Below are 21,166 nucleotides of genomic sequence, written 5' to 3' on the forward strand. Positions count from 1 at the left end.
CGTGGGTTTGGTCGTGTGCCCGCGCCGCGCAGTTGCCGTGGATATGGTGTGAGGGTTTTGGGTGGCTCCGGGTGGATTTTGCGCGGAGCCTCTGGGCGATGGCGTATCGAGGCGTCATCGGGCAGGCTGCGCCTGCCTCGATTCGCGGATCAGCGTATGCCATCGCCCCCCTCCGCGCAAAATCCACCCTCCGATCCGGAGTGGTGAGGGGTTCTTGGGGGATCTGCGCTGGTTTCGCTGTGGAGTTGTCAAAGAACGGGCGGGGCGGGTGGGTCAGTATTGGTGGGGGTGGGTGGTGTAATGGCGGCCTAGTGGGGTGCGCCAGTGCAGGGTTCCGTCTTCGTCCAGGGTGGCGGTGTAGTCGCCGTGTTTGAGGTGGTGGTGATGGGCGCAGTAGCCCTTGAGTTGGGTGGCGTTGGTCTTGCCCTGGGGCCAGGGGGTGGTGTGGTCGAGTTCTTGGATGGGGGTGGTGCAGCCGGGTGCTGAGCAGACTCCACCTGCGTTGAGTTCGGCGAATTGCTTGATGTCGGCGGTGGGGCGGTACTGGTCTCGGCTGAGTTCGGAGGCACGCCGGTATTCGTCGAGGAGGAGTCCGCGCCAGGGGCCGTGCATGGCCAGTTCGCGGGCGGAGTCGGCGGCGATGGGGCCGTACCCGTCCAGTAGGCCGGGGTCTTCGGTCAACCCCATTAGGGTCTCCAGGGAGATGGTGACGTGGACTTTGACCTTGCGGTCCACCCCGTAGCCCAGGAAGCGGTCGAGGAAGGCGTCGGCGCGTTTCTGGTCGGTGGTGCGGTCGTCCTTGGGTAGCGAGCGGGCGTCGCAGGTCAGGATGTCGTAGGCCTGGCGGGCGTCGATGGCCGGCAGGATGATGCTGAGCTTGGCCATGCCGTCGGGCAGCGGGGTGAACTCCACCCGCCGGTCTTCCCGAGCCTTGAGGCAATGCCGTTCAGATAAGCGGTCTGTGCTGGTCGGTGTGGTGAACTGACGGGGCGAGGGATGACCGGTACGTTGCCCAGGCGTGACGTCGTCTGGGGTGGAGTCGCCACCGAGGCCGCAGGGCCGGTTGACTGACCACATTGGACTGGGTGTGTTGTCCGCCCGGTTCGATCGTGACCTGATCGAAGAGGTCCTCAACCGCACCGGGCGGCGGGAGAGACGCAGCCGGCGGCTGCCCGCGCACGTGATGATCCGCTATGTGATCGCGATGGGCTTGTTCTTCGCCGAGTCCTACGACGAGGTGATGCGCCGGTTGGTCGGCAACCTGCGCAAGCTCGGCTCCTGGGTCGATGACTGGCAGGTGCCCACCAAGTCGGCGATCACCCAGGCCCGCCAGCGACTGGGACCGCACCCGGTGAAGGCGCTGTTCGAGCGGGCGTGCGTGCCGTTGGCCACCTCCGCCACCAAGGGCGCCTGGCTGGCCAGGCGCAGGGTGATGGCGATCGACGCGACCAGCTTCGACGTGGCCGACACCCCCGACAACGCCGAGCGCTTCGGCAGGACCGGTTCGGGACCAAAGGCGTCGGCTTATCCGAAGCTGCACGTCGCGGCGTTGGCCGAATGCGGCAGTCACGCCATCGTCGGCGCGGTGCTGGGCTCGGTCCGGACCGGGGAACGTACCCTGGCCGCCGACCTGGCCGCCTGGGTTGGCCCCGAGATGTTGGTGCTGGCCGATGCCGGCCTGTACTCCTACGAGTTGTTCGGCCGGTTCGCCGCCACCGGCGCCGACCTGGCCTGGCGGATCGGCGCCTCGGTGTCGGTGGGGCTTGTGCGGTGGCTGCCTGATGGCTCCTACCTGGCCCTGATCTACCGGTCCGGGCTCGGCGCCGAGCGGCGTGCCCGGCTGGTCGCACAGGCCCACGCCGGCCAGGACATCCAGGCTGACCTGGCACGGCTGGTGCGCGTGGTCGAGTACACCGTCCCGGACCGCAACCCCGACGGTGAGCTCATCGTCGTGATCACCACCGTGCTGGACCCGCATGAGCTGCCGGCGCTGGAGTTGGCCGAGGCCTACCACCAGCGCTGGGAAGCCGAATCCGCGCTGGACGAGCTCAAGACCGATCTGCGCGGTCGCGGTGAGGTCCTGCGTTCCAAGACTCCTGACCTGGTCGAACAACAGATGTGGGGCCTGCTGCTGGCCCACTACGCCATCCGCGGTCTGCTGCTGGACGCCGCCGACCCCGCCGGCTACGACCCCGATCGCATGTCGTTCATCAAGGGTCTTCGCGTGGTCCGCCGCCAGGTCACCGACCAGGCGGCCATTACCCCCTGAGTACCTGAACGACGCTCACATCGACGCGATCGAGGAGATCCGCCGGCACTCCAACCCACCGCGCCGCGAGCGTGCCTGCCCCCGCGCCGTCAAACGCGCCCGGCACAACTCCTACCGGGTCAAACGCCTCACCGACGAGAACATCCGCCATCCCGGCCCGGCTACGCCTCTGCTGGCCTGCCCAAACACCCAAACTTAACGGCATTGAGCCTTGAGGCGGCGTTGGTCGTAGCCGAGAGGGTCGGCTTCGGCGACGGCTTTGGTGGTGCGCCGGGCCAGTTGGGTTCGGGTGAGGCTTGGGGCGAGATCGACCAGGGCATTCTCGACCTGGGTGACCAGTTCGGGCTTGGCCAGGTGGACCACTCGATCGTCCACGGTCTCCATTCGCCGCAGGTCGATCTCGCCGCGCCGCAACAGCTCCGCCATCCGAGGCAGCCGGTCGAGCATCGCGCTGCGGTGCTTCTGGTGCACCATCGACTGTTCCGGCTCGTGAATGGCCATGGCGATCTCGGCGGTGTCCTCGACCTCGTGCAAGAGGCTGAGCCGGACGTGATGCAGAGACGCGATGGCCCGGTGAACCAGAACGAGCGCGGTGAGCTTCTGCTCCTCGGTGAGGGTAGCTACATTCGCACCCAGAAGCAGGTCCACAATGGCCCCCGAGGGCTCCATGGATTCGAGCTCCTGGGTGAGTTCTTTCATGCCTCCAGAATACGCCGATTGAAGATCGAACTCGAATCACTAACGGGTGAATATGGGTCGCAACGGAAAGGCGCACACAAGAGCCGCGAACTCTCTCTGTCGGAGGGTGGATTTTGCGTGGAGGGGGCGATGGCATACGCTGATCCGCGAATCGAGGCAGGCGCAGCCTGCCCGATTCTTGCCTCGACTGCCATCGCCCAGAGGCTCCACGCAAAATCCACCCGGAGCCACCCAGTCAATTCACCTCAGTGTCACACCGAAGCCCTCTCAACGAAGATCAATCACCACTCCCGACCCCGCCCCCGCCCCCATTCACGGCAACTGCGCGGCGCGGGCACCCGACCCCCACCCCCGCACTCCACGCCCCCGTTACCTTTTTCGTAGCTCCTGATCAAGGAGTCGTGGTCGCCAGGCCCGGCATGACTAACGCCCCCAGTCGAACCCATGATCCGGGGGGTGGTGTCACCGGACCTGGTGGCATCGAAGGACCGCTGATAGGGACACGGCCGCCCACCGGGCAGGTCTCGTCGTAACGTGGGTGCCGGCCATCGATGCTCGACCGGCGACCACACACAACGAACGGACGGCATGACGGATGACCAGCGATTTCGGGGTGTTCCTCGGCCTGGACGTCGGCAAGGACGCCCACCACGCCGTCGGCCTGGACCCTGCCGGCAAGCGGCTGCACGACGCCCCCCTGCCCAACAGCGAACCCAAACTCCGGGCGCTGTTCGACAAACTCGCCACCCACGGCCCGCTGCTGGTCGTGGTCGACCAACCAGCCACGATCGGCGCGCTGCCGGTCGCGGTCGCCCGCGCCGCCGGCCACCAGGTCGCCTACCTGCCCGGCCTGGCCATGCGCCGCATCGCCGACCTCTACCCCGGCAAGGCCAAGACCGACGCCCGAGATGCGTTCATCATCGCCGACGCCGCCCGCTCGCTGCCGCACACCCTGCGCCCAGTCGACGTCGGCGACGACGCCCTGGCCGAACTGGAGGTGCTGGTCGGCTTCGACGACGACCTGGCCGGCGAAGCCACCCGCATCGGCAACCGCATCCGCGGCCTGCTCACCGGCATCCACCCCGCACTCGAACGCGCAATCGGCCCCAGGATCAGCCACCCGGCCGTGCTGGAGATCCTGTCCCGCTGCGGCGGCCCCACCGGAATCCGCGCCGCCGGACGACGCAAAATCACCGCTATCGCCACCGCGCACGCACCCCGCATGGGCGACAAACTGGTCACCGCGATCCTGACCGCGCTGGACGAGCAGACGGTCACCGTCCCGGGCACCGCCGCAGCCGACACCGTGCTGCCCCGCTTGGCTGACAGCCTGAAAACCATTCTCCAGCAACGCAAACAGGTCGCTGCCGAAGTCGAGGAGATACTCGACACGCACCCTCTTGCCGGGGTCCTGATCTCGATGCCCGGCATCGGGGTCAGGACCGCCGCCCGGATCCTGCTGGAGATCGGCGACGCCTCGGCGTTCAAGTCCTCCGGCCACCTGGCCGCCTACGCCGGCATCGCACCGGTCACTCGCAGCTCCGGCTCCTCGATCAAGGGCGAGCACCCCGCCCGGACCGGCAACCGCAAACTCAAACGCGCGTTCTTCCTGGCTGCGTTCGCCGCGCTGTCCGACCCCACCAGCAGGGCCTACTACGACCGGAAACGGGCTGAGGGCAAGAAACATAACGCCGCCCTGATCTGCCTGGCCCGGCGCCGTTGCGACGTGGTCTACGCGATGCTGCGCAACCGCTCCTACTACCGGAATCCCGAACCCGTCCCCGCCGCAGCCGCGGCTTGACAACGACATAGGGACACCCCCTCAGAACTGCACCGTCACCCGCACCCGATTCCCCGACATACGCTCCGCCACAGCGTGCCCAGTCCGCTCCCGCCCATCCAGCTCAAGCGTCAGCGCCCCACCGTCCCCCGTGAAGTTCCGCCACCACTTCTTGGCGTCCGCGAGCATCACCGTGATGGTCGCGACGTCCCCGGACAGCTTGTACCCGACCGGGGTGCTGAACGTCCGGCCGGACCGGCGGCCGGTGTAGCTGGCGATCGTGACGTGGCGGCGCACCAGTGGCCCGAGCAGCCGCGACGACCGCAGGGCGAGCACGACGCCGTTGAAACCGGTGACGAATCGTCCGAGCGCGGTTGTCTGTGGGCTCATCGTTCCTCCTTGTTGGGTTATCACGAAAAGCGTAACGTCGGAAGTGGATTACCTAGTCCACTTAGCCCGGAAGTGAGTGACATGGACACCGGCGTCTCTCAGATCCGGCCGCTGCGGTCGGACGCGGAGCACAATCGCGAACGCATCGTGGCGGCTGCCGGCGAGCTGTTCGCCAGCCGCGGCCTCGACGTGCAGATGGCCACCGTAGCCCGGCTGGCCGGCGTCGGCACGGCTACCCTGTACCGGCGCTTCCCGACCAAGGAGTCGCTGGTCGCCGAGGTGTTCGCGGACAAGTTCGAGAACTGCACCCGGGTCATCGAGGAAGCCCTGGCCGACCCGGACCCGTGGCGGGGCCTGTGCACCGTCCTGGCCAAGGTCGCCGAGTTGCAGGCCACCGACCGCGGCTTCAGCGCGGCATTCCTGGCCGCGTTCCCGGACCTGCTCGATTTCGGCGACTGCCGCGACCGCGGCCTGCACGTCGTCGCCGACCTCATCGACCGGGCCAAGCGTTCCGGGCAGTTGCGCGCCGATTTCGCGGTGTCCGACCTGGCCTTGGTCATGACGGCCGTGAACGGCATCGCGGCCGCCGTGCCGGCGGCGGCGCCGGCCGCGTCGCGCCGGCTCGTCGCGTACCTGCTCACGTCGTTCCGGGCCGAGCACGCCGGGCCGTTGCCGCCGCCCGCACCGATCGATCTGGGCGATCTGGTGCCTGGCTGGTCCTGAACCCTACAAACAGATCACCAAGCAGCACACCACAGCCGCGACCGGAGCGACCACGAAAGCCCCCGCCGGGCCGTAGTGATCAGTCAGCCAACCGGCGACCAGCTGCCCGCCCGCCGTACCCACCGGACCACCAGCGCTCAGCGTCGCGATCACCGTGCCGAGGCGGCCGCCGGCCCGACGCTCGGCCGCCACGAACAGCGACACCATGAACGGCGCGATGGTCGCCCCGCCGACGACCATCGCCACCGGCAGCGGCAGCACCGTGAACGTGACCATGCCAACCAGCAGTGCCGCGGCGGAAACCTTTTGAGGAAGCCGAATCCAGCCGCTCAGCAGCCCTCCGAGCCCGCTGCCGACCCCGAGCAGCGCGTACAGCCCGGTCGCGCCCCGCGCGGCCACGCCCGTCTGCACCGCCCCGAAGATCATGCCCACCGCGGCCATCGCACCGACCAGCACCACGATCGACCGCCAGCTGATCACCTTGTCCGACAACCGTTCCGGCCGGCGACGGTCGTACCGCAGCGCGAACGGCAGCGCCGCACCCAGCACCAGCAGGAGCATGATCGGCAGGCCGGCGATCACCGGCCCGAGGATGAAGCTGAGCTCGTCCGCCGCCGCCTCGAAGGACAGCGCCACCGGCAGCAGATCGGGTCGGCTCAACGCCCAGTGCACCCGTGCCAGCGGCCCCACCTGGGGCTGCGTCAGGCCGGCCAGCACCGCCACGGGCCAGGCCTTCGGCCCCGCCACGATCATCACCGCCACCGCCGTGGCGTTCAGCAACGCTGCCACCACCCCGACCCGGCGCGGGCCGTGCCGATCGGCTAACCGACCGACCAGCAACCCGCCACCAGCAATGGCAATGCTTTGCGCGGCAGCCACAACGCCGGCCTGGGTGAAGCTCACCCCGCCGCCGCGCAGCCACAACAGCGTCGCCAGCGGCAGCATCGCGTACGGCAGCCGCGCCGCCAGACCCAGCAACAGGAACCACGGACCGGACGAGCGTGCGAGCTCGCGGTAGGACATGACGTCTCCCGGGCACAATGAGGAGACGCGCCTACCCAGCCACCAGACGCGTGCCCTGTCCCGGTTCTGACCGCAGAATACCGACGCCGCCGGCTGTGACACACTCCCCGCGTGTCATGGGAAGACGTATCCGCCGCCATTGCCGAGGCCGAGTGTCCCGTAGCCGTGCTGCCGGCCGACGCGGCGCACGCCGCCGAATGCCTGAGCGGACTGGGCATCTCCGACCAGTCGTGGCTCGGCGCCGTCGTCGCGAACACCGGCGGCCTGCTGCTGGACCACGGCTGGCTGCGGGTGCTGGGCAGCGGTGCGCCCGGCCTGCCGGACGTTCTCGCCGACGCCGACCGCCAGTCGGCGTACCTGCCGGTCGGACACGATGTGCTCGGCGGCCAGTTCGTGTGGACGCCGAACGACAGCGGGCGCCCGACGATCCACTACTTCGGGCCCGACGCGCTCGAATGGCGTGACCTCGAACTGGGCTACGCCGAGTGGCTGGCGGCCATGCTCGGTGGCTCGCTCGACGGCTTCTACGAGACGCTGCGTTGGCCCGGCTGGGCCGAGGAAGTCTCCGCCTGCCGACCCGACCAGGGCATCCACACCTTCCCGCCACCGTGGAGCGTGCAGGGCAAGGACCTCGCGACGGTGTCCCGCAAGGTGATCCCCATGACGGAGTTGGTGTCCTTCCACGAAGACACCGCCCGTCAGCTCGCCTCCGGCTCAGCCAACACGTAGGCGACCTCCGGCCAGATCACTGCCGCCGAAGAAGAGCCGCTGCGGGGTCGACGCCGGTCAGTTCGACGCTGAGGTCCCAGACCCGGGCGGCCAGCGCGGTGTCGGCGAGGATGCCGCGGACGGGTTCGAGGTGGGGGCGGCCCCGGAGACCGAAAAGCCGTGGGCCCCACAGCTGGCCGCTCTGTACGAAGGGGTCGAGTACGCAGCGGACGGCAGGCCAGGCGCCGGCGTCCTTGCCCTGCAACAGAGGCAGGCGGAAGCCGGTGGGGCGGGTGTGCACGGGCGGGCGGGACGGGGTGAGGGAGTCGAGCGCGCCGCCGGGGTGGTTGACGACGCTGAAGACACCGCGGCGGGCCAGCTCGAAGCCGAACAGCATCTGGGCCAGCTTGGACCGGGCGTAGACCTTCTTGCCGTCGGGCTCCTGGGCGGCGAAGTCGGCCGACTTGGCGACGAAGCTGCCGGTGGTAACGACTCGGGCGTTACGGGACAGGTGGGGTGCGAGCCGGGCGGTGAGGGCGAAGTGTCCCAGGTGGTTGACGGCGAAGGTCCGCTCGTCCGGATCGGGTCCGTCGAACAGCATGCCGGCGTTGAGCACCACAGCGTCGAGCCGCACGTCGAGCCGGTCGGCGGACTCCTGAAGAGACGGCAGATCGCCGAGGTCCAGCGGGAGATGGCTGAGCGCGGCCGAGGGATGGCGGGACCGGATGGCGGTCATCGCGGCGGCGGCCCGGTCGGCGGAGCGGCAGCCGAGGACCACGGTCGCGCCGGCGCCGGCCAGCTGTTCGGCGACGAAGTAGCCGATGCCGGCGTTGCCGCCGGTGACCAGCGCGGTCCGGCCCTCGGCCGGTGGCGGGCGGTGCACGTCCCAGGAAGTCATAGCCATACCGTAATCGGAGTCGTTCCGACTTTGCAATCGCTTCGAGCGTGGGTACGGTGGCGGCATGACCACGCCGGGACGTCGCGAGCGCAAGAAGGCCGCCACGCGCAGAGCGCTGTCCGACGCGGCGTTGGGCCTGTTCCTGGCACGCGGCTTCGACAAGGTCACGGTCGCGGAGATCGCCGAGGCCGCCGACACGGCGGTGTCGACCCTGTTCGCGCACTTCCCGGCGGGCAAGGAGGCGCTCATCCTCGGCGACGGCGCGGAGCGCGGACGGGCGTTGGCGGAGGCGGTCCGGGACCGTCCACAAGGGACTTCGATCCTCAAGGCGCTGAAGGACTTCCTCGCCACCCGGGGCCCGTTCGAGGCGGAGCCCGACGCGTACACCCGCCAGGTCACGGAGCTGGTGGTGACCACACCGGCCTTGCGGGCCTACGCCCGGGCCATGTGGACGGACAACGAGGAGTCGCTGACCACGGTGATCGCGGCCGAGACCGGCCGCGACGCGGACGACCTGTCGCTGCGGCTGCTGGCCCGGTATGTGTTGGAGATTCCCGACATCGCCGGCACTGCGCCGAACGCCCCGGCGGCGCTGGAGGTCGCGTTCGAGCACCTGACGCGCGGCTGGCCGGACCTCTGACGTGGCACCGGTGATCGTCGTCGGGGCCGGGCCGACCGGCCTGACCGCCGCGGCGCTGCTGGCCCGGCATGGTGTCGACTGCGTGATCGTGGACCGCCGGCCGGCGCCGCATCCGCAACCGCGGGCCGTGCACCTGGACGACGAGGTGTGCCGGATCCTGGCCAGCATCGGCGTCGCCGACGAGTTCACCGCGATCTCCCGACCAGGCCAGGGTTTGCGGCTGCTCGATGCCGACATGCGGGTGCTGGCCGAGTTCCGCCGTGCCGCGGCGGCCGGCCGGCACGGCTTCCCCGAGGCCAACATGTTCGACCAGCCCGACCTGGAGCGGATCCTGCGCCGCAAGGTCAGCGTGGTCGACGGCGTCGAGGCCACGGAGCTCACCCAGCACGGCGATCACGTCCGTGTGAACGGCGAGCGCTTCGAGTACGCGCTCGGCTGCGATGGCGCGAACAGCTTTGTGCGCAAGGCAATCGGCGCGAGCATGCGGGATCTTGGCTTCGCGCAGCGATGGCTGGTGGTGGACATCGACACCGACAAGGACCTGGGCCAGTGGGACGGTGTGCACCAGGTCTGCGACACCAAGCGGGCGGCCACGTTCATGCGGGTCGGAGAGTCCCGCTACCGCTGGGAGTTCCGGCTTCAGCACCACGAGTCCGCCGCGGACTACCAGGATCTGGCCCGAATCCGCCCGCTGATCGCCCCTTGGACCAAGGTCGAGGATCTCCGGCTGCGCCGGGTCGCCGAGTATACCTTCCGGGCCCAGATTGCCGACAAGTGGCATGAGAACCGGGTTTTCCTGCTCGGCGACGCCGCCCACCTGACGCCGCCGTTCATCGGACAGGGCCTCGGCGCCGGCCTCCGTGACGCGGTCAACCTCACCTGGAAGCTGGCCCATGTCCGCGATGCACGGCTACCGGCCTCGGTCCTGGACACGTACCAGATCGAGCGACTTCCGCACGTGCGAACGATGATCCGGCTGGCCAAGCTGCTCGGCGTGGCCATGACCGAGGGCGGCGAGTTCGGCAACCTGCTTCGCCGCGTCCTGATGCCCCGCCTGCATCTCGTGCCGGGGCTGAGGAATCGCGTTCTCAGCAGCGAAACCCCCGCGCTGCGACGGTCCGAACTGGTACTGCGGCCCCGATTCCGCCGGGGCCTGGCGGGAACGCTGTGTCCCGCCAGGAATCCCGACCAGCTGATCACCGTCACGCCCGAGTCTCATCCCGATCTCGCCGACTGGCTACGCAAGGGCCGAGCCCGCGCGGCGGTCGTCCGCCCGGACGGAGTCGTCCTCCAAAGCGTGTGACAACACCCAGTCCGACATCACTTGCCGGCCAGCCGGTCCCGCACGTCGGGCACGGCATGGCTCAGGGTGTCCTGGTCCAGGGTCGCGCCGGTCACGTGTGGCAGGTGCACCACTACGTCGTAGGCCGCCAGGGCGTCCACCTCCGAGTAGAACACGCCGTATCGCTGCTCCTTCGCCGAGCTGACGGTGGCCTCGTCGGCGGGGGAGAGACGACGCAGGTCCACAGCGAACGGCTCGTCGCCGGCGCGGCTGGCGGCCATCAGCCCGTCGAGGCTGTCCGGCTTGGGCTCGTCCAGATCGGCGAACATGACGCCCTCGTAGAACGACGGCGTCATGTTCAGGGCCTGTCCGCCGCCGGTGGTCGTGCCGACCACGCGGTAGTCGTCGCCGAGCCGGTCGGCCAGATGCACGCCCATCACCGCCATCGGCCGCATGCCCGGAAGCGCCGAGGGGCGACGCTGCACGTGGGCGTTGTGCTCGACGAGCACGATCCGCTCCTCGCGGCGCAGGATCCAGTCCACGGTGTCGGCGATGGTGACCTCGCGAACCTCCATGCCACCGGGCTGATCGCCGCGCGCCATGCCGCGGGCGGTGCCGTCCAGTCCGATCGTGACGTCCAATGCCCGCAGCGCCCGCTCGTACGCCTCGACGGAGGTCCTCCGCACGTAACCGATCCGGCCCGAGATCAGCCGTGCGCGCAGGTCGGCCAGGCCGGCGCTCAAGGTGTCCTTGTCGGCGCTCGTGGTGTACGCGTTGAGCGACACCAGCTGCGAGAACGCCGACGGGGCCGACAGCGAGACGGCGACTTCCCGGATCCGGGGGTCGACCTCGAACTGCGGATCGGCTTCGGCCAGATAGGCCAGCACCGGGTCCAGGCCGGGCAGCGTGGACGCGTTCGAACCGGGCAAATCGGTGCCATAGAAGCCGATGCGGTGCTCGCGCATCCACTCCAGGTGCTCACGCAGCTCGGTCCACAGCCCCATCAGGCCGGTCACGCCGTTGGCCAGCAGGTCGCCGAGTGCGCGCGAGTCGTCGCCCCGCACCCACTTGTCGACGTCCCAGCCCTCGACGAAGCCGGACTCCATCGCGTAGACGCGGAAGCCGTGCCGCTGCGCCAGGTGCCGGAACAGGCGGTGTCGCAACAGGTACTGCTCGCGGTTGTAGTGCGAGCTCTCGCCGATGGCGACCACCCGCGCGCCGCCGAGCGCCTCGTCCAGCCGGTCGAGGTCGTCCAGCGAGAACACCGCCGCGTCGCTGAGCCTGTCCATGGTCGTCCCCCTCGGGTTCGCATTCCCAACTTTGGTAACGGTACCAGATGTGGGAACATAGCACCCGTGGACCAGCTCGACCTCCTCCTGCACCCGATCCGGCTGCGCATCGTGCACGCCCTGTCCGGCGACCGCGTCCGAACCACCTCGGACCTCTGCCGGCAGCTGCCCGACGTGCCCAAGACCAGCCTGTACCGGCATGTCGGGCTGCTCGCCGACGGCGGGATCCTGGAGGTCGTCGACGAGCAGCGGGTGCACGGAGCGGTGGAGCGGCACTACCGGCTGCGGGGCGGCGGGGCGGTGATCGACCGGGAGACCGCGGAGGCGATGACGCTGGAAGATCACCGGCGCGGGTTCACCGGTGCGATGGCCTCGCTGATGGCGGAGTTCAACGCCTACCTCGACCGCGACGGCGCGAATCCACCGGCCGATGCCGTCGGCTACAAGCAGGGCGTGGTGTGGTTGGACGACGCCGAGGCCGTGGAACTGGCCGAGGAGATCGTCGCCGCCCTGCGCCGGCGCGCGGCCAACGGCCCCGGTGGCGGCCGTCGGCCACGCCTGCTGAGCCTGATCGCTTTCCCCACGGAGTCATGACAAAACGGGGCGCCGACAGCCGTCGGCGCCCCGTTCGCGGAGCTCGACAGATCAGGAGATCGGGGTGTCGTGGCCCCACACGCCGTTGTGCCGCACGCGCTTCGGACAAACGGGTTGCTAGACGCCGGCGCAGTCGTACAGGTGTTCGCGCACTTCGGCGCAGTGCTCGGCGGCCCAGTTCACGTTGGCCTGCGGGACGGTCCGCGCCGGCTTCTTGACGGTGCCCTGGACGTACCGGAGTTGGCCGGTCTGAATGAGCGTCCGGAACTGGTCGGCGGTCGGGAACGGAGTTTTCGCGCTGTAGCCGCCCATCGGCAGCACGCTGGCCCCGGCCTGGGAGATCAGCGTGGCGGCCGGCCCGGCGCCGTCGACCGCGAGCGCGTAACGGGTGTCGGCCCGCTGGACCAGGTCCAGTAGCTCACGATCCTTTTTGGACAGAAGGTGTGGCTTGCGAGGCTTTGCGCCGACGGACGGATTGGCGGCATTGGCGCTGGCCACATGGGAATCGGTGGAAAGGGTCCAGGCGGTGGGCGTGATCAGCACGGCGACGAGCCCGGCCACCGCTCCCAGCGCGGCCACCCGAGAGGTACGGGCGGCCATCAGTGCCAGGATGGCGACCAGGGCGAGCACGGCGACGGCGGCGGTCAGCGACTGGTGGGGGAGCAGCAGCGCCCAGCCGGCGGTCACCAGTACCACCGTCGGCAGCAGCCACGGCCGGCTCGTTCGCTCACGCCAGAACAGCACCAGACCAGCGCCGGTCAGCGCGGCGACGGCTGGCGCCAGTACGATCACGTAGTAGGCGTGCCGGAACTGGCCGAAGCCGAAGGCGGCGAGATGCACCGCCAGCCATAGGCCCCACATCGCGAACCCACTGCGCTGCCGAGTCCAGAGCAGACCGAGCACGACCGCGAGCAGACAAATCGGATACATCCAGCCGATCTGGACGAAAGTGTGCTCGGACAACAGGTTCCGCCAGCCGCCCCCGCCGTGGAAGCGGCCGGCCGCGTTGTAGCCGAAGACCATGGACAGCGGGTTGTTGTCGGTGGTCGCGTCGATGTACGGCCGGTCGGCCGGCGGCGTGAGCAGCGTGAGCACGATCCAGACCGACGAGACCGCCAGCGTCACCCCGCCGGCCACCAACAGCCTGCCGATCCGCCGCCGCTGCGCGAACAGGACGTAGCCGACGGCGAACACCGGCAGCACCAGCCAGGCCTGCACCATCTTCACCTGGAACGCCAGGCCCACCCACACCGCGCACAGCCACAGCGGCTTGTCGTCCAGGACGCTGCGCTGCCAGGCCCCCGCCGCCAACACCAGCAGCAACGTCAGCAGCGTGTCCGAGATCTGCGACTTCGCCAGCGCCGCGGCGATCGGCGTCACCGCCAGCACCAGCGCCGCCAGCAGCCCGGCCTCCGGCCCGAAGCAGCGCTCGACCACCTTGTACAGCACCAGAACCGTGAGCACGGCCTCCAGCACCGACGGCAGCGCCACCGACCAGTCGTGGAAGCCGAACACCCGCACCGACAACGCCTGCAGCCAGAAGGCCCCGGGGATCTTGTCGATGCTGATCGACCCCTGCGGATCGAAGCCCCCGAACACGAACGCCCGCCAGCTGCCGGCCATGCTGCGGACCGCTGAGGCGTAGTAGTTGTGCACCGGCCGAACCGTGATGCCCCAGGCGTAGACGACCGAGGTGAGAACCGCGATTCCGGCCAGTGCTGACCTGATCAGCGTCGTGCGTGCCAACGGCATGGTGAAGCCCCCAACAGTGCTGCGGGCTGCCGGCGGATGGCGGCGCGAGGTCGATGCGGATTCATCTTACTGGCGAAGGCAAGGGATGCTCGCCCCCGACGCCAGGCGAGCATCCCGACCCTCACAGGTGCGCGGTGAGCGGGTGGGCGGTGAAGAAGTCCCAGATCACCTGAGTGGCCTTGATGGTCTGGGTGGCCGAGCCGGGGCCGCTGTCCACCAGTTCGCCGGGCCAGGTGTGGCCGGCCCCGATGATCCGGTAGTGGGTGACGTCGCCGTGCTGGGAACAGTCGGTCCACGCGAACTTGATGACGTCGGTGCCGATCGGGGTCTGGGACGGCCCGGTGGCGCAGTGGTTGTGGGTGGCACGGTCCTGGGCCCACTGCATGAGCGGCGGGGTGGCCACGCCGTGGCTGACGTCGCCGTCGTAGGCGATGGTGGGGTCGGCAGTGCCGTGGAAGTCGACGATGGGAGCGGGCGCGCTGGTGTCGCAGCCGACGGTGGTGCCGGGGTAGAAGGCGCCGGCGATGGTGCCGAAAGCGGCGATGCGGAAGGGCAGTTGGCAGGCCAGCAGGGCGACGAAGCCGGCGCCGTTGGACTTGCCGGTGGCGAAGATCCGGTTGGGGTCGACGCACAGCGTCGCCTGGAGGTGGTCGAGCAGGTCGCTGACGAACTGGACGTCGTCGACCGGGGCCGCGTAGGGCGCGCTCTCCCAGGCGCGCTGGTCGTCCTGGCCCTTGGCCCCCACCGGATACACGGCGATGGCGTTGAGATTGTCGATGCCGGAAAAGGCCTCGATGTCCGAGCCGTCACCCTTGCGGCCGTGGAAGGCCATGACCAGCGGTGTCGGCTGGAACGGCTGGTACCCGGCGGGCAGGTGGATCAGGTAATCCCGCTGCATGCCACCGGAGGTGATGGTCTGGTTGGTGGTGACGCCCACGGGCGGAGCGTTCGGGGAGAGGCAGCCGGCCGAGAGGCGCGGATAGTTGCGCACCGCGGGCTCGGCGGCGAAAGCGCTTGCGGGCACGGCAAGAGCGGTCAGCGCGACGATCGCGGTGGCGAGTAGTCTTCTCACAGCACCTGCTTCAGGAAGGACCGGAGCCGGTCGGATCGGGGGGAGTCGAAGAACTCGGTGGGACGGGCGGCCTCCAACAGGCGTCCCTGGTCCAGGAACACCACCTGCTGCGCCACTTCACGCGCGAACCGCATCTCGTGCGTGACCACGATCATCGTCATGCCGCGGTCCGCGAGCTCGCGCATCACCGCGAGGACCCCCTTCACCAGCTCGGGGTCCAGGGCCGAGGTGGCCTCGTCGAACAGCATCACCTCGGGATCCATGGCCAGCGCCCGGGCGATGGCCACCCGCTGCTGCTGCCCGCCGGACAGCTGCTCGGGCCGGCGATCCTCCAACCGGGACAGACCGACCGAGTCCAGGTGGGCTCGGGCGATCGTCACGGCTTCGTCCCGCGAGCGACCCAGAACCCGTTGCTGGGCCAGGGTCACGTTGTCCAGCACGGTATGGTGCGGGAACAGGTGGAAGTTCTGGAACACCATGCCGACCCGGGTGCGGATGCGGTCCACGTCGGCGCCGGGATCGGTGATGGCCTCCTCGCCGATCAGGATCCGGCCGGAACTGGGCACCTCCAACAGGTTCGCGCACCGCAGCAGGGTCGACTTGCCCGAGCCGGACGGCCCGACGATGCAGGTGGTCGCGCCGCCGGGCGCCGCCAGCTCGATGTCGTGCAGGACCTGGTGGGAGCCGAAGCTCTTGTCGATGTGTTCGAAGTGGACGGCGGTGCCGGCACGGGTCAGGGTGGTCATGCGACGGCCTCCACGGGCGGCAGCGCGGCGACCGGGCGGCCCTCGCGCATCCGCCGGTCCCACGCGTTCACGGCGTAGGTCAGCGGAATGGTGATCACCAGGTAGAACAGGCCGGCGGCGACCAGCGGGGACAGCGAGGCGTTGTTGCTGGAGGTGTCCTGGGCGATGGCGAACATCTCCCGCTGCCCGGTGGCCAGGCCCAGCAGGTACACCAGGGCGGTGCTCTTGATGACCAGGATGAACTGCCCGGTCAGCGCGGGCAGCACCCGCCGGAACCCGATCGGGATCACGATCAGCCGCATGGTCCGGGCCCGGGACAGGCCCAGGCTGCGGGCCGCCTCCACGATGCCGCGCTCCACGCTCTGGAAGCCGGACCGGAATATCTCGGCCATGTACGCGCCCTCCATCAGCCCGATGGCCAGCGCGGCGTAGCCGTAGGTCCAGCTGCCGAACACGTTCAGCCCGGCCAGCGGCAGGCCCTGGCCGATCAGGTAGATGGACAGGATGTGCGGCAGGCCACGCAGCACGTCCACGTACCAGCGGCACGGGTAGCGCAGGATCCGGTGCCGCGACATCAGCCCGCTGGCCAGCAGGATGCCGACGACCAGGCCGATCAGGCTGGCCAGCACGGTCAGCAGCAGCGTGTTGAGCAGGCCCTCCCGCAGCAGGGTGGGCAGCGTGCCGAGGATCAGCGGCAGGTCGAAGAACGTGTCGAGCACGTGTTGGATGCCGTCCATTGTGGACCTCTCAGGACACGGCGCCGGGGCGCTGCTGCATGCCGGGGTACGTGGTGATCATGTCCGGCGGGATCGGCACGCCCTTGGGGTTCCACTTGTCGAACAGCTTCGTGTACGTGCCGTCGGCGATCACCGCCTTGAGCGCGTCGTCCAGGGCCTTCTTCAGCGCCGGCCGGTCCTTGGCCACCGGCAGCGCGGTCGGGCCGCTGGTGATCGAGGGGGAGTAGGCGTAGTCCGGGTGCTTGGTCACCAGGTCCAGCGCGGTGGCGTCGCCGGTGAACAGGCCGTCGACCTGGCCGGCGGTCAGCGCGTTGGCGCTGGCCGCGATGTTCGGGAACTCCTTGACGGTGACCGTCGGCACCTTCTGCTTGAGCAGCGGGATCAGCTCGCTGCCCCGGGTGATGGCCACGGTCTTGCCGGCCGAGGCGTCCACCGTGGACAGTTCGGCGGCCTTGCGGCTGACCATCTTCGCCTCGCCGAAGGACACCGGGGTGGTGAAGTCGGTGACCTGCTTGCGGGCGTCGGTGGCCAGCGTGCCGAAGGCGGCCGAGTCGTACTTGTGGTTGCGGACGTTGGGCAGCATGGACGCGAAGTCGGTGGCGGTGTACTGCGGCGTCAGCTTCATCCGGGCGGCCATCGCCTGGGTCAGCTCGATCAGGAAGCCCGTGGGCTTGCCGTTGTCCACGAAGGACACCGGCTTGTCGTCGGAGCGGAAGGCGAACGAGATCGTGCCCGGCGTGACGGTGCCGAGCGAGTTGTCGGAGCCGGCGTCGGCGCCGCCGCACGCGGCCAGGGACATCCCGGCGGCGAGTGCGACGGCGGCCACTCCGATACGGCGTCGGGTCGGGGCGGCGGTCATGTGGTCTCCAGTGCGATGCGGGCGGGTGGCGGGGCCGGGCTGCGGTCCGGCAGGCCGATCAGGCCGGTCAGGAAGCCGCAGATGCGGTCGACGACGGTGTCGACCAGGAGCGCGCCGAGCTCGGTGGTGGCCAGGCGCGGGTTGCCGAGGTTGCCGGTCGGGCTGAGCGCGTCGTATCCCTGTGGGAAGTGGAAACCCGGGTGCGACCGGCCGAGCCGGCCCGCCGGGTTCAGGTCGTCCACTGTGGAGCTTCCCGGCACCAGCCGCTCGGGCAGCACCAGGTCGGGATCGACGTAGAGCGCTTGGGACGTCTCGATCTCGCAGGAGTGGCCGCGGACCTGGCTGGCCCCCTGCTCCTTGATGATGTCGGCGACCACCGGGGTGACGCCGCTCCAGGCGATGTGCGTGTCGGTGAGCTCGGCCCGCAGCCGGGACACCGCCACGTCGATCGCGGAGTTGTTGCCGCCGTGGCCGGTCAGCACGAAGATCCGCCGCCAGCCGTGCCGGTGCAGGCTGGTCACCAGCTCCACCACGACCTGCTGCAGCGTCACCGGGGACAGCGTGAGCGTGCCCGGGAACGCCATGTGGTGCTCGGACATGCCGACCGGGATCGTAGGCGTGACAACGACTTGCGGCGACATCCGGCGGGCCACCATGTCGGCCACGGCCTCGGCCCGGGTGGTGTCGGTGCGCTGGGCCATGCCCAGGCCGTGCTGCTCGGTCGCGCCCAGCGGCACGATCGCGACCGGCGCGTGCGGCCGGAGCTCGTCGATCTCCGGCCAGGTCAGGTCGGCGAGCCGGTGGGTGCGTGGGGTGTACGTCATTCGTTGCCGCCCAGGTGACGTGTGACAGTGGTGCGCAGTTCGCGCAGGTGTTGCTCGGTGAGCTGCCGGGCCAGCTCCGCGTCCCCGGCCTCGACGGCCAGGAAGATGGCCACATGCTGGTCGTAGTCGCGGGTGCGGTTCTCGATCTGTGCCCGCAGGGCCCGCTGCTCCCGGCTGCGCGCCGCGAGCAGGGAGTCGACGACCTCGAACAGCACCTGGTTGCCGCACGCGGCGGCCAGTTCCCGGTGGAAGTTGAGCTTGGGCCGGTTGTCGTCGGCGGCCCGCTTGGCCGTGTCGGCCGCGCGGGCCAGGCGCTCCAGGTCGTCGTCCGAGCGGTGGGCCGCGGCCAGCGCGGCGATGCCCGGCTCGATCGTGAGCCTGGCCTCGACGAGCTGGATGATGTGCTCGTCCTTCAGCGGGGTGGAGTTGGGGTTGGGCATCAGCATGCGGTTGATGCCGTCGCCGACGTAGATGCCCGAGCCGTGCCGCATCCGCACCGCGTCGGTGGTCTGCAGCCGCCGCAGCGCTTCCCGGATGGTCGGCGTCGTGACGGCGAACCGCTGCGCCAGCTCGCGGACGGTGGGCAGGCTGTCGCCCGGGCCCAGCCGACCCTCGCTGATCAGGTCGAGCAGCCCGTCGACCAGCCGATCGGACAAGCCGCCGGCCTGCGGCGCCTGTGACATGCGGCACTCCCTTCGATCGCGATTGACTAAATCACTTGCTCAATTCGACGTCAAGGGGTGCTGGGTACGGTTGGTGGTATGCGCTACGAGACGGTGGGGGCGGCCGGGCCGCGGGTGTCGGCGGTGATCCTGGGCTGCGGGAACTTCGGCGGAATCGGGTCACCCGCGCAGTTCCGGGGCAAGGGCGACAATCGGGACACGGCCTTCGCGGTGATGGACGCGGCCCGGGACAGCGGGATCTCGATGTTCGACACCGCCGACGCGTACGCCGGCGGCGACTCCGAGCGGTGGGTCGGGGAGTGGCTGGCCAGCCGGCGCGCCCACGGCGAGATCGCCCTGACGACCAAGGTGGGCGGCCCGGTCGAGTTCGGGAGCGGGCTGTCCGGGGAGCACATCCGCCGGGCGATCGACGCCAGCCTGGCCCGGCTCGGCGTGGAGCGGGTCGAGCTGTACCTGGCCCATGGGCCCGACGACTCGGTGCCGATCGAGGAGACGGTCGGGGCCTTCGAAGAACTGGTCCAGGCCGGCAAGATCGGCGCCTACGGAGTGAGCAACGTCGACGCCGGCCAGCTCAAGGCGGCGGCCGACGCCGGATCACCGGTGAATGTCCAAAATGGATACAACCTGTTCGACCGGCTGGGGCAGGCCGAGGTGCTCAAGGCCTGCGCCGACAAGGGCGCGGGGTTCACCGCCTACAGCCCGCTGGCCGGCGGCCTGCTGACCGGCAAGCACCGTGGCGGTGAGTCGTATCAGGCTGGCTCGCGAATGGCGTTGCGCCCGCCCGAGTTGACCGATTTGACCATGGAACGGGCGTTCGAGGCGTTGCCACGGCTGACCGACATCGCCGACGGTCACGGGGTTTCGCTGACGACGCTGGCGCTGGCCTGGGTGCTGACCGATCCCAACGTGACGGCGGCGGTGGTCGGGCCGCGGTCGGCCGAGCACCTGCGGCCGCTGGTGGCGGCGGCGGATCTCCAGCTGACCGCCGAGCAGCGGGCGGAGCTCGTCGTGGCGGTGAGCGCCAACTAAACCGTGGCCCACCCCCAGTAGATCGCGCGCGACGGCGAGGCGCGGTCCGGCTAGGGTCGCGGGCATGGGTGACTTCCACGGCATTCCGACCACGACCCTCGCCGAGATCCTGGACCGCGGCCACATCATGGATCTCGGTATCCGGCCGCTGTGGGCGTCCGGGCGGGTCGCCGGCCCGGCGTTCACGGTCCGGTGCCCGCCCGGCGACAACCTCATGCTGCACGCCGCCATCTACCGGGCCGAGCCCGGCTCGGTGATCGTCGTCGAGAGCGGCGACACCGACTACGCCCTGGCCGGCGGCAACGTCTGCGCCGTCGCCCACCGCCGCGGCGTCGAGGCGTTCGTGCTGGACGGCGTGATCCGGGACATCGGCGAGATCCGCGAGGACGGATTCCCGGTGCACGCCAGGGGAGTCGTGCCGATCCCCGGGGTGAAGAAGGCCGTGACGCCGCACAACGAGCCGATCACCTGCGGCGGCATCACCGTCCACCCCGGAGACATCGTCATCGCCGACGAGGACGGCGTGGTCGTGGTGCCGGCGGCCCGGGCCGACGAGGTGCTGGCCGAGGCCGAGCGAAAGCTCGCCAAGGAGGCCGGGCAGACCCTGGACGAGTGGGAGTCCGCGCACCGGGCCAAGGTCGAGGCGTTGCTGGCTCAGTCGAAGTCGTGAAACACGCCGTCCGGGCTGGCGCCGGCGGTCTGCGCCCAGTCGGTGAAGTCCATGTTGGCCAGCCACAGGTTGACGTGCACGCCGGAGGCGTGGCGGGGCACGATCCGGAACTGCCGGCCGAACTCGGTGAGGTGCTCGGTGCCGTACTCGCCGTTGTCCATGAAGTTCGGCTCGTCGTCCATGTTCACGGCCAGCAGCGCGTGGTGCGAGGCCAGCATGGTCTGCTCGTCGGCGACGAACAGCACCGGTAGGTTCGGGTCCTGCTCGGCCACGGCCTCCCGAACCTGCTCGACCGACCAGCCGGCCAGGGCCGGGTCGTCCACCGCGTAGGTGGTCGACTCGAAGCCCTCGTCGTCCTGGTCGTCCTCGTCGCCCCACGACTCCAGCCCGGCGGCCAGCACTGCCTGCCATGCCCGGTCGTCACCGAAATGCGTGCGCACCACGAGCTTGTCGGTCTCGTCGCGCTCCGCCGCCGCCTTGGCCAAGGACTCCATGCGCG

Annotated in this window: 23 protein-coding genes; 9 read left to right on the top strand and 14 right to left on the bottom strand. The window is 69.8% G+C overall.

Annotation, left to right across the window (positions count from 1 at the left end; genetic code table 11):
• Nucleotides 1–273: 273 nt before the first annotated feature.
• Nucleotides 274–1,077: a DUF222 domain-containing protein gene (locus tag JJ691_RS06155; protein WP_256449372.1), complete on the bottom strand. Its 804-nt coding sequence runs from the start codon at nucleotides 1,075–1,077 to the stop codon at nucleotides 274–276.
• Between JJ691_RS06155 and JJ691_RS06160 the strand changes: the two genes are divergently transcribed.
• Nucleotides 1,019–2,269, top strand: a complete 1,251-nt coding sequence (locus JJ691_RS06160) for an IS4 family transposase (protein ID WP_211764286.1) — start codon at nucleotides 1,019–1,021, stop codon at nucleotides 2,267–2,269. The two genes, JJ691_RS06155 and JJ691_RS06160, sit on opposite strands and share 59 nt — an antisense overlap.
• Before the next feature lie 195 nt (nucleotides 2,270–2,464).
• Here JJ691_RS06160 and JJ691_RS06165 read toward each other — a convergent pair whose 3' ends face one another.
• Nucleotides 2,465–2,968, bottom strand: coding sequence for a DUF222 domain-containing protein (locus tag JJ691_RS06165; protein ID WP_211767821.1), 504 nt, complete (start codon nucleotides 2,966–2,968; stop codon nucleotides 2,465–2,467).
• Between the two features lie 595 nt (nucleotides 2,969–3,563).
• Here JJ691_RS06165 and JJ691_RS06170 point away from each other — a divergent pair.
• Nucleotides 3,564–4,769: an IS110 family transposase gene (locus JJ691_RS06170; protein WP_211764232.1), complete on the top strand. Its 1,206-nt coding sequence runs from the start codon at nucleotides 3,564–3,566 to the stop codon at nucleotides 4,767–4,769.
• 21 nt (nucleotides 4,770–4,790) lie between these two features.
• Here the strand turns inward: JJ691_RS06170 and JJ691_RS06175 are convergent, their stop codons facing one another.
• Nucleotides 4,791–5,138 (bottom strand): hypothetical protein, encoded by a 348-nt coding sequence (locus JJ691_RS06175; RefSeq protein ID WP_211767822.1) that lies wholly within the window; start codon nucleotides 5,136–5,138, stop codon nucleotides 4,791–4,793.
• Nucleotides 5,139–5,219: 81 nt separating this feature from the next.
• Here JJ691_RS06175 and JJ691_RS06180 point away from each other — a divergent pair, with 81 nt between their 5' ends.
• Complete coding sequence (locus JJ691_RS06180) at nucleotides 5,220–5,861, top strand: TetR/AcrR family transcriptional regulator (RefSeq protein WP_211767823.1); 642 nt, start codon at nucleotides 5,220–5,222, stop codon at nucleotides 5,859–5,861.
• A gap of 3 nt (nucleotides 5,862–5,864) precedes the next feature.
• On the opposite strand, the gene JJ691_RS06185 is transcribed toward JJ691_RS06180, so the two are convergent.
• A complete protein-coding gene (locus tag JJ691_RS06185) occupies nucleotides 5,865–6,884 on the bottom strand; it encodes an MFS transporter (RefSeq protein ID WP_211767824.1) in 1,020 nt (339 codons plus the stop codon).
• Between the two features lie 111 nt (nucleotides 6,885–6,995).
• Between JJ691_RS06185 and JJ691_RS06190 the strand changes: the two genes are divergently transcribed.
• Entirely contained in the window at nucleotides 6,996–7,613 is a 618-nt protein-coding gene (locus JJ691_RS06190; protein ID WP_211767825.1) for a DUF2625 family protein, read from the top strand.
• Nucleotides 7,614–7,629: 16 nt separating this feature from the next.
• Here the strand turns inward: JJ691_RS06190 and JJ691_RS06195 are convergent, their stop codons facing one another.
• On the bottom strand, nucleotides 7,630–8,490 hold the full coding sequence (locus tag JJ691_RS06195; protein ID WP_211767826.1) for an SDR family NAD(P)-dependent oxidoreductase: 861 nt from the start codon (nucleotides 8,488–8,490) through the stop codon (nucleotides 7,630–7,632).
• Nucleotides 8,491–8,554: 64 nt separating this feature from the next.
• On the opposite strand from JJ691_RS06195, the gene JJ691_RS06200 reads away from it, so the two are divergent.
• Nucleotides 8,555–9,130, top strand: coding sequence for a TetR/AcrR family transcriptional regulator (locus JJ691_RS06200; RefSeq protein WP_211767827.1), 576 nt, complete (start codon nucleotides 8,555–8,557; stop codon nucleotides 9,128–9,130).
• A 10-nt stretch (nucleotides 9,131–9,140) separates the two neighbouring features.
• Complete coding sequence (locus tag JJ691_RS06205) at nucleotides 9,141–10,433, top strand: bifunctional 3-(3-hydroxy-phenyl)propionate/3-hydroxycinnamic acid hydroxylase (RefSeq protein WP_249227722.1); 1,293 nt, start codon at nucleotides 9,141–9,143, stop codon at nucleotides 10,431–10,433.
• Between the two features lie 17 nt (nucleotides 10,434–10,450).
• Here JJ691_RS06205 and JJ691_RS06210 read toward each other — a convergent pair whose 3' ends face one another.
• Nucleotides 10,451–11,701, bottom strand: coding sequence for an erythromycin esterase family protein (locus JJ691_RS06210; protein WP_211767829.1), 1,251 nt, complete (start codon nucleotides 11,699–11,701; stop codon nucleotides 10,451–10,453).
• Between the two features lie 66 nt (nucleotides 11,702–11,767).
• Here JJ691_RS06210 and JJ691_RS06215 point away from each other — a divergent pair, with 66 nt between their 5' ends.
• Entirely contained in the window at nucleotides 11,768–12,295 is a 528-nt protein-coding gene (locus JJ691_RS06215; RefSeq protein ID WP_211767830.1) for a helix-turn-helix domain-containing protein, read from the top strand.
• Between the two features lie 117 nt (nucleotides 12,296–12,412).
• On the opposite strand, the gene JJ691_RS06220 is transcribed toward JJ691_RS06215, so the two are convergent.
• The 7 genes from JJ691_RS06220 to JJ691_RS06250 all read right to left on the bottom strand — a co-directional run bounded on the left by JJ691_RS06220 (nucleotide 12,413) and on the right by JJ691_RS06250 (nucleotide 18,968).
• Nucleotides 12,413–14,047 (bottom strand): ArnT family glycosyltransferase, encoded by a 1,635-nt coding sequence (locus JJ691_RS06220; protein WP_211767831.1) that lies wholly within the window; start codon nucleotides 14,045–14,047, stop codon nucleotides 12,413–12,415.
• A gap of 121 nt (nucleotides 14,048–14,168) precedes the next feature.
• Nucleotides 14,169–15,119 carry an alpha/beta hydrolase family esterase gene (locus JJ691_RS06225; protein ID WP_211767832.1) on the bottom strand — a complete coding sequence of 317 codons (951 nt, stop codon included), beginning with the start codon at nucleotides 15,117–15,119 and terminating at the stop codon, nucleotides 14,169–14,171.
• The gene (locus JJ691_RS06230; RefSeq protein ID WP_211767833.1) at nucleotides 15,116–15,865 is read right to left on the bottom strand and encodes an amino acid ABC transporter ATP-binding protein; all 750 of its coding nucleotides are present in this window, start codon (nucleotides 15,863–15,865) and stop codon (nucleotides 15,116–15,118) included. Before JJ691_RS06230 ends, JJ691_RS06225 begins: the two co-directional genes overlap by 4 nt.
• On the bottom strand, nucleotides 15,862–16,602 hold the full coding sequence (locus JJ691_RS06235) for an amino acid ABC transporter permease (protein ID WP_211767834.1): 741 nt from the start codon (nucleotides 16,600–16,602) through the stop codon (nucleotides 15,862–15,864). Before JJ691_RS06235 ends, JJ691_RS06230 begins: the two co-directional genes overlap by 4 nt.
• 10 nt (nucleotides 16,603–16,612) lie before the next feature.
• Nucleotides 16,613–17,461, bottom strand: a complete 849-nt coding sequence (locus JJ691_RS06240; RefSeq protein ID WP_211767835.1) for a substrate-binding periplasmic protein — start codon at nucleotides 17,459–17,461, stop codon at nucleotides 16,613–16,615.
• On the bottom strand, nucleotides 17,458–18,285 hold the full coding sequence (locus tag JJ691_RS06245) for a creatininase family protein (protein WP_211767836.1): 828 nt from the start codon (nucleotides 18,283–18,285) through the stop codon (nucleotides 17,458–17,460). The genes JJ691_RS06240 and JJ691_RS06245 overlap by 4 nt, the downstream gene beginning before the upstream one ends.
• Nucleotides 18,282–18,968 carry a FadR/GntR family transcriptional regulator gene (locus JJ691_RS06250; RefSeq protein WP_211767837.1) on the bottom strand — a complete coding sequence of 229 codons (687 nt, stop codon included), beginning with the start codon at nucleotides 18,966–18,968 and terminating at the stop codon, nucleotides 18,282–18,284. Before JJ691_RS06250 ends, JJ691_RS06245 begins: the two co-directional genes overlap by 4 nt.
• 78 nt (nucleotides 18,969–19,046) lie before the next feature.
• Here JJ691_RS06250 and JJ691_RS06255 point away from each other — a divergent pair, with 78 nt between their 5' ends.
• Together JJ691_RS06255 and JJ691_RS06260 are read left to right on the top strand one after the other, a co-directional pair.
• Nucleotides 19,047–19,997 (top strand): aldo/keto reductase, encoded by a 951-nt coding sequence (locus JJ691_RS06255; protein ID WP_211767838.1) that lies wholly within the window; start codon nucleotides 19,047–19,049, stop codon nucleotides 19,995–19,997.
• Between the two features lie 64 nt (nucleotides 19,998–20,061).
• A complete protein-coding gene (locus JJ691_RS06260; RefSeq protein WP_211767839.1) occupies nucleotides 20,062–20,667 on the top strand; it encodes an RraA family protein in 606 nt (201 codons plus the stop codon).
• Here JJ691_RS06260 and JJ691_RS06265 read toward each other — a convergent pair.
• Entirely contained in the window at nucleotides 20,652–21,161 is a 510-nt protein-coding gene (locus JJ691_RS06265; RefSeq protein WP_211767840.1) for a DUF6924 domain-containing protein, read from the bottom strand. The two genes, JJ691_RS06260 and JJ691_RS06265, sit on opposite strands and share 16 nt — an antisense overlap.
• Nucleotides 21,162–21,166: the final 5 nt, after the last annotated feature.

It is taken from the genome of Kutzneria sp. CA-103260, from assembly GCF_018263855.1.
In the GTDB taxonomy this organism is placed as follows: domain Bacteria; phylum Actinomycetota; class Actinomycetes; order Mycobacteriales; family Pseudonocardiaceae; genus Kutzneria.

Coding starts and splice junctions, on each gene's coding strand:
- JJ691_RS06155 (WP_256449372.1), bottom strand. CDS start 1,077: ATGTGGTCAGTCAACCGGCCCTGCGGCCTCGGTGGCGACTCCACCCCA.
- JJ691_RS06165 (WP_211767821.1), bottom strand. CDS start 2,968: ATGAAAGAACTCACCCAGGAGCTCGAATCCATGGAGCCCTCGGGGGCC.
- JJ691_RS06170 (WP_211764232.1), top strand. CDS start 3,564: ATGACCAGCGATTTCGGGGTGTTCCTCGGCCTGGACGTCGGCAAGGAC.
- JJ691_RS06175 (WP_211767822.1), bottom strand. CDS start 5,138: ATGAGCCCACAGACAACCGCGCTCGGACGATTCGTCACCGGTTTCAAC.
- JJ691_RS06180 (WP_211767823.1), top strand. CDS start 5,220: ATGGACACCGGCGTCTCTCAGATCCGGCCGCTGCGGTCGGACGCGGAG.
- JJ691_RS06185 (WP_211767824.1), bottom strand. CDS start 6,884: ATGTCCTACCGCGAGCTCGCACGCTCGTCCGGTCCGTGGTTCCTGTTG.
- JJ691_RS06195 (WP_211767826.1), bottom strand. CDS start 8,490: ATGACTTCCTGGGACGTGCACCGCCCGCCACCGGCCGAGGGCCGGACC.
- JJ691_RS06200 (WP_211767827.1), top strand. CDS start 8,555: ATGACCACGCCGGGACGTCGCGAGCGCAAGAAGGCCGCCACGCGCAGA.
- JJ691_RS06210 (WP_211767829.1), bottom strand. CDS start 11,701: ATGGACAGGCTCAGCGACGCGGCGGTGTTCTCGCTGGACGACCTCGAC.
- JJ691_RS06220 (WP_211767831.1), bottom strand. CDS start 14,047: ATGCCGTTGGCACGCACGACGCTGATCAGGTCAGCACTGGCCGGAATC.
- JJ691_RS06230 (WP_211767833.1), bottom strand. CDS start 15,865: ATGACCACCCTGACCCGTGCCGGCACCGCCGTCCACTTCGAACACATC.
- JJ691_RS06235 (WP_211767834.1), bottom strand. CDS start 16,602: ATGGACGGCATCCAACACGTGCTCGACACGTTCTTCGACCTGCCGCTG.
- JJ691_RS06240 (WP_211767835.1), bottom strand. CDS start 17,461: ATGACCGCCGCCCCGACCCGACGCCGTATCGGAGTGGCCGCCGTCGCA.
- JJ691_RS06245 (WP_211767836.1), bottom strand. CDS start 18,285: ATGACGTACACCCCACGCACCCACCGGCTCGCCGACCTGACCTGGCCG.
- JJ691_RS06250 (WP_211767837.1), bottom strand. CDS start 18,968: ATGTCACAGGCGCCGCAGGCCGGCGGCTTGTCCGATCGGCTGGTCGAC.
- JJ691_RS06255 (WP_211767838.1), top strand. CDS start 19,047: ATGCGCTACGAGACGGTGGGGGCGGCCGGGCCGCGGGTGTCGGCGGTG.
- JJ691_RS06260 (WP_211767839.1), top strand. CDS start 20,062: ATGGGTGACTTCCACGGCATTCCGACCACGACCCTCGCCGAGATCCTG.
- JJ691_RS06265 (WP_211767840.1), bottom strand. CDS start 21,161: ATGGAGTCCTTGGCCAAGGCGGCGGCGGAGCGCGACGAGACCGACAAG.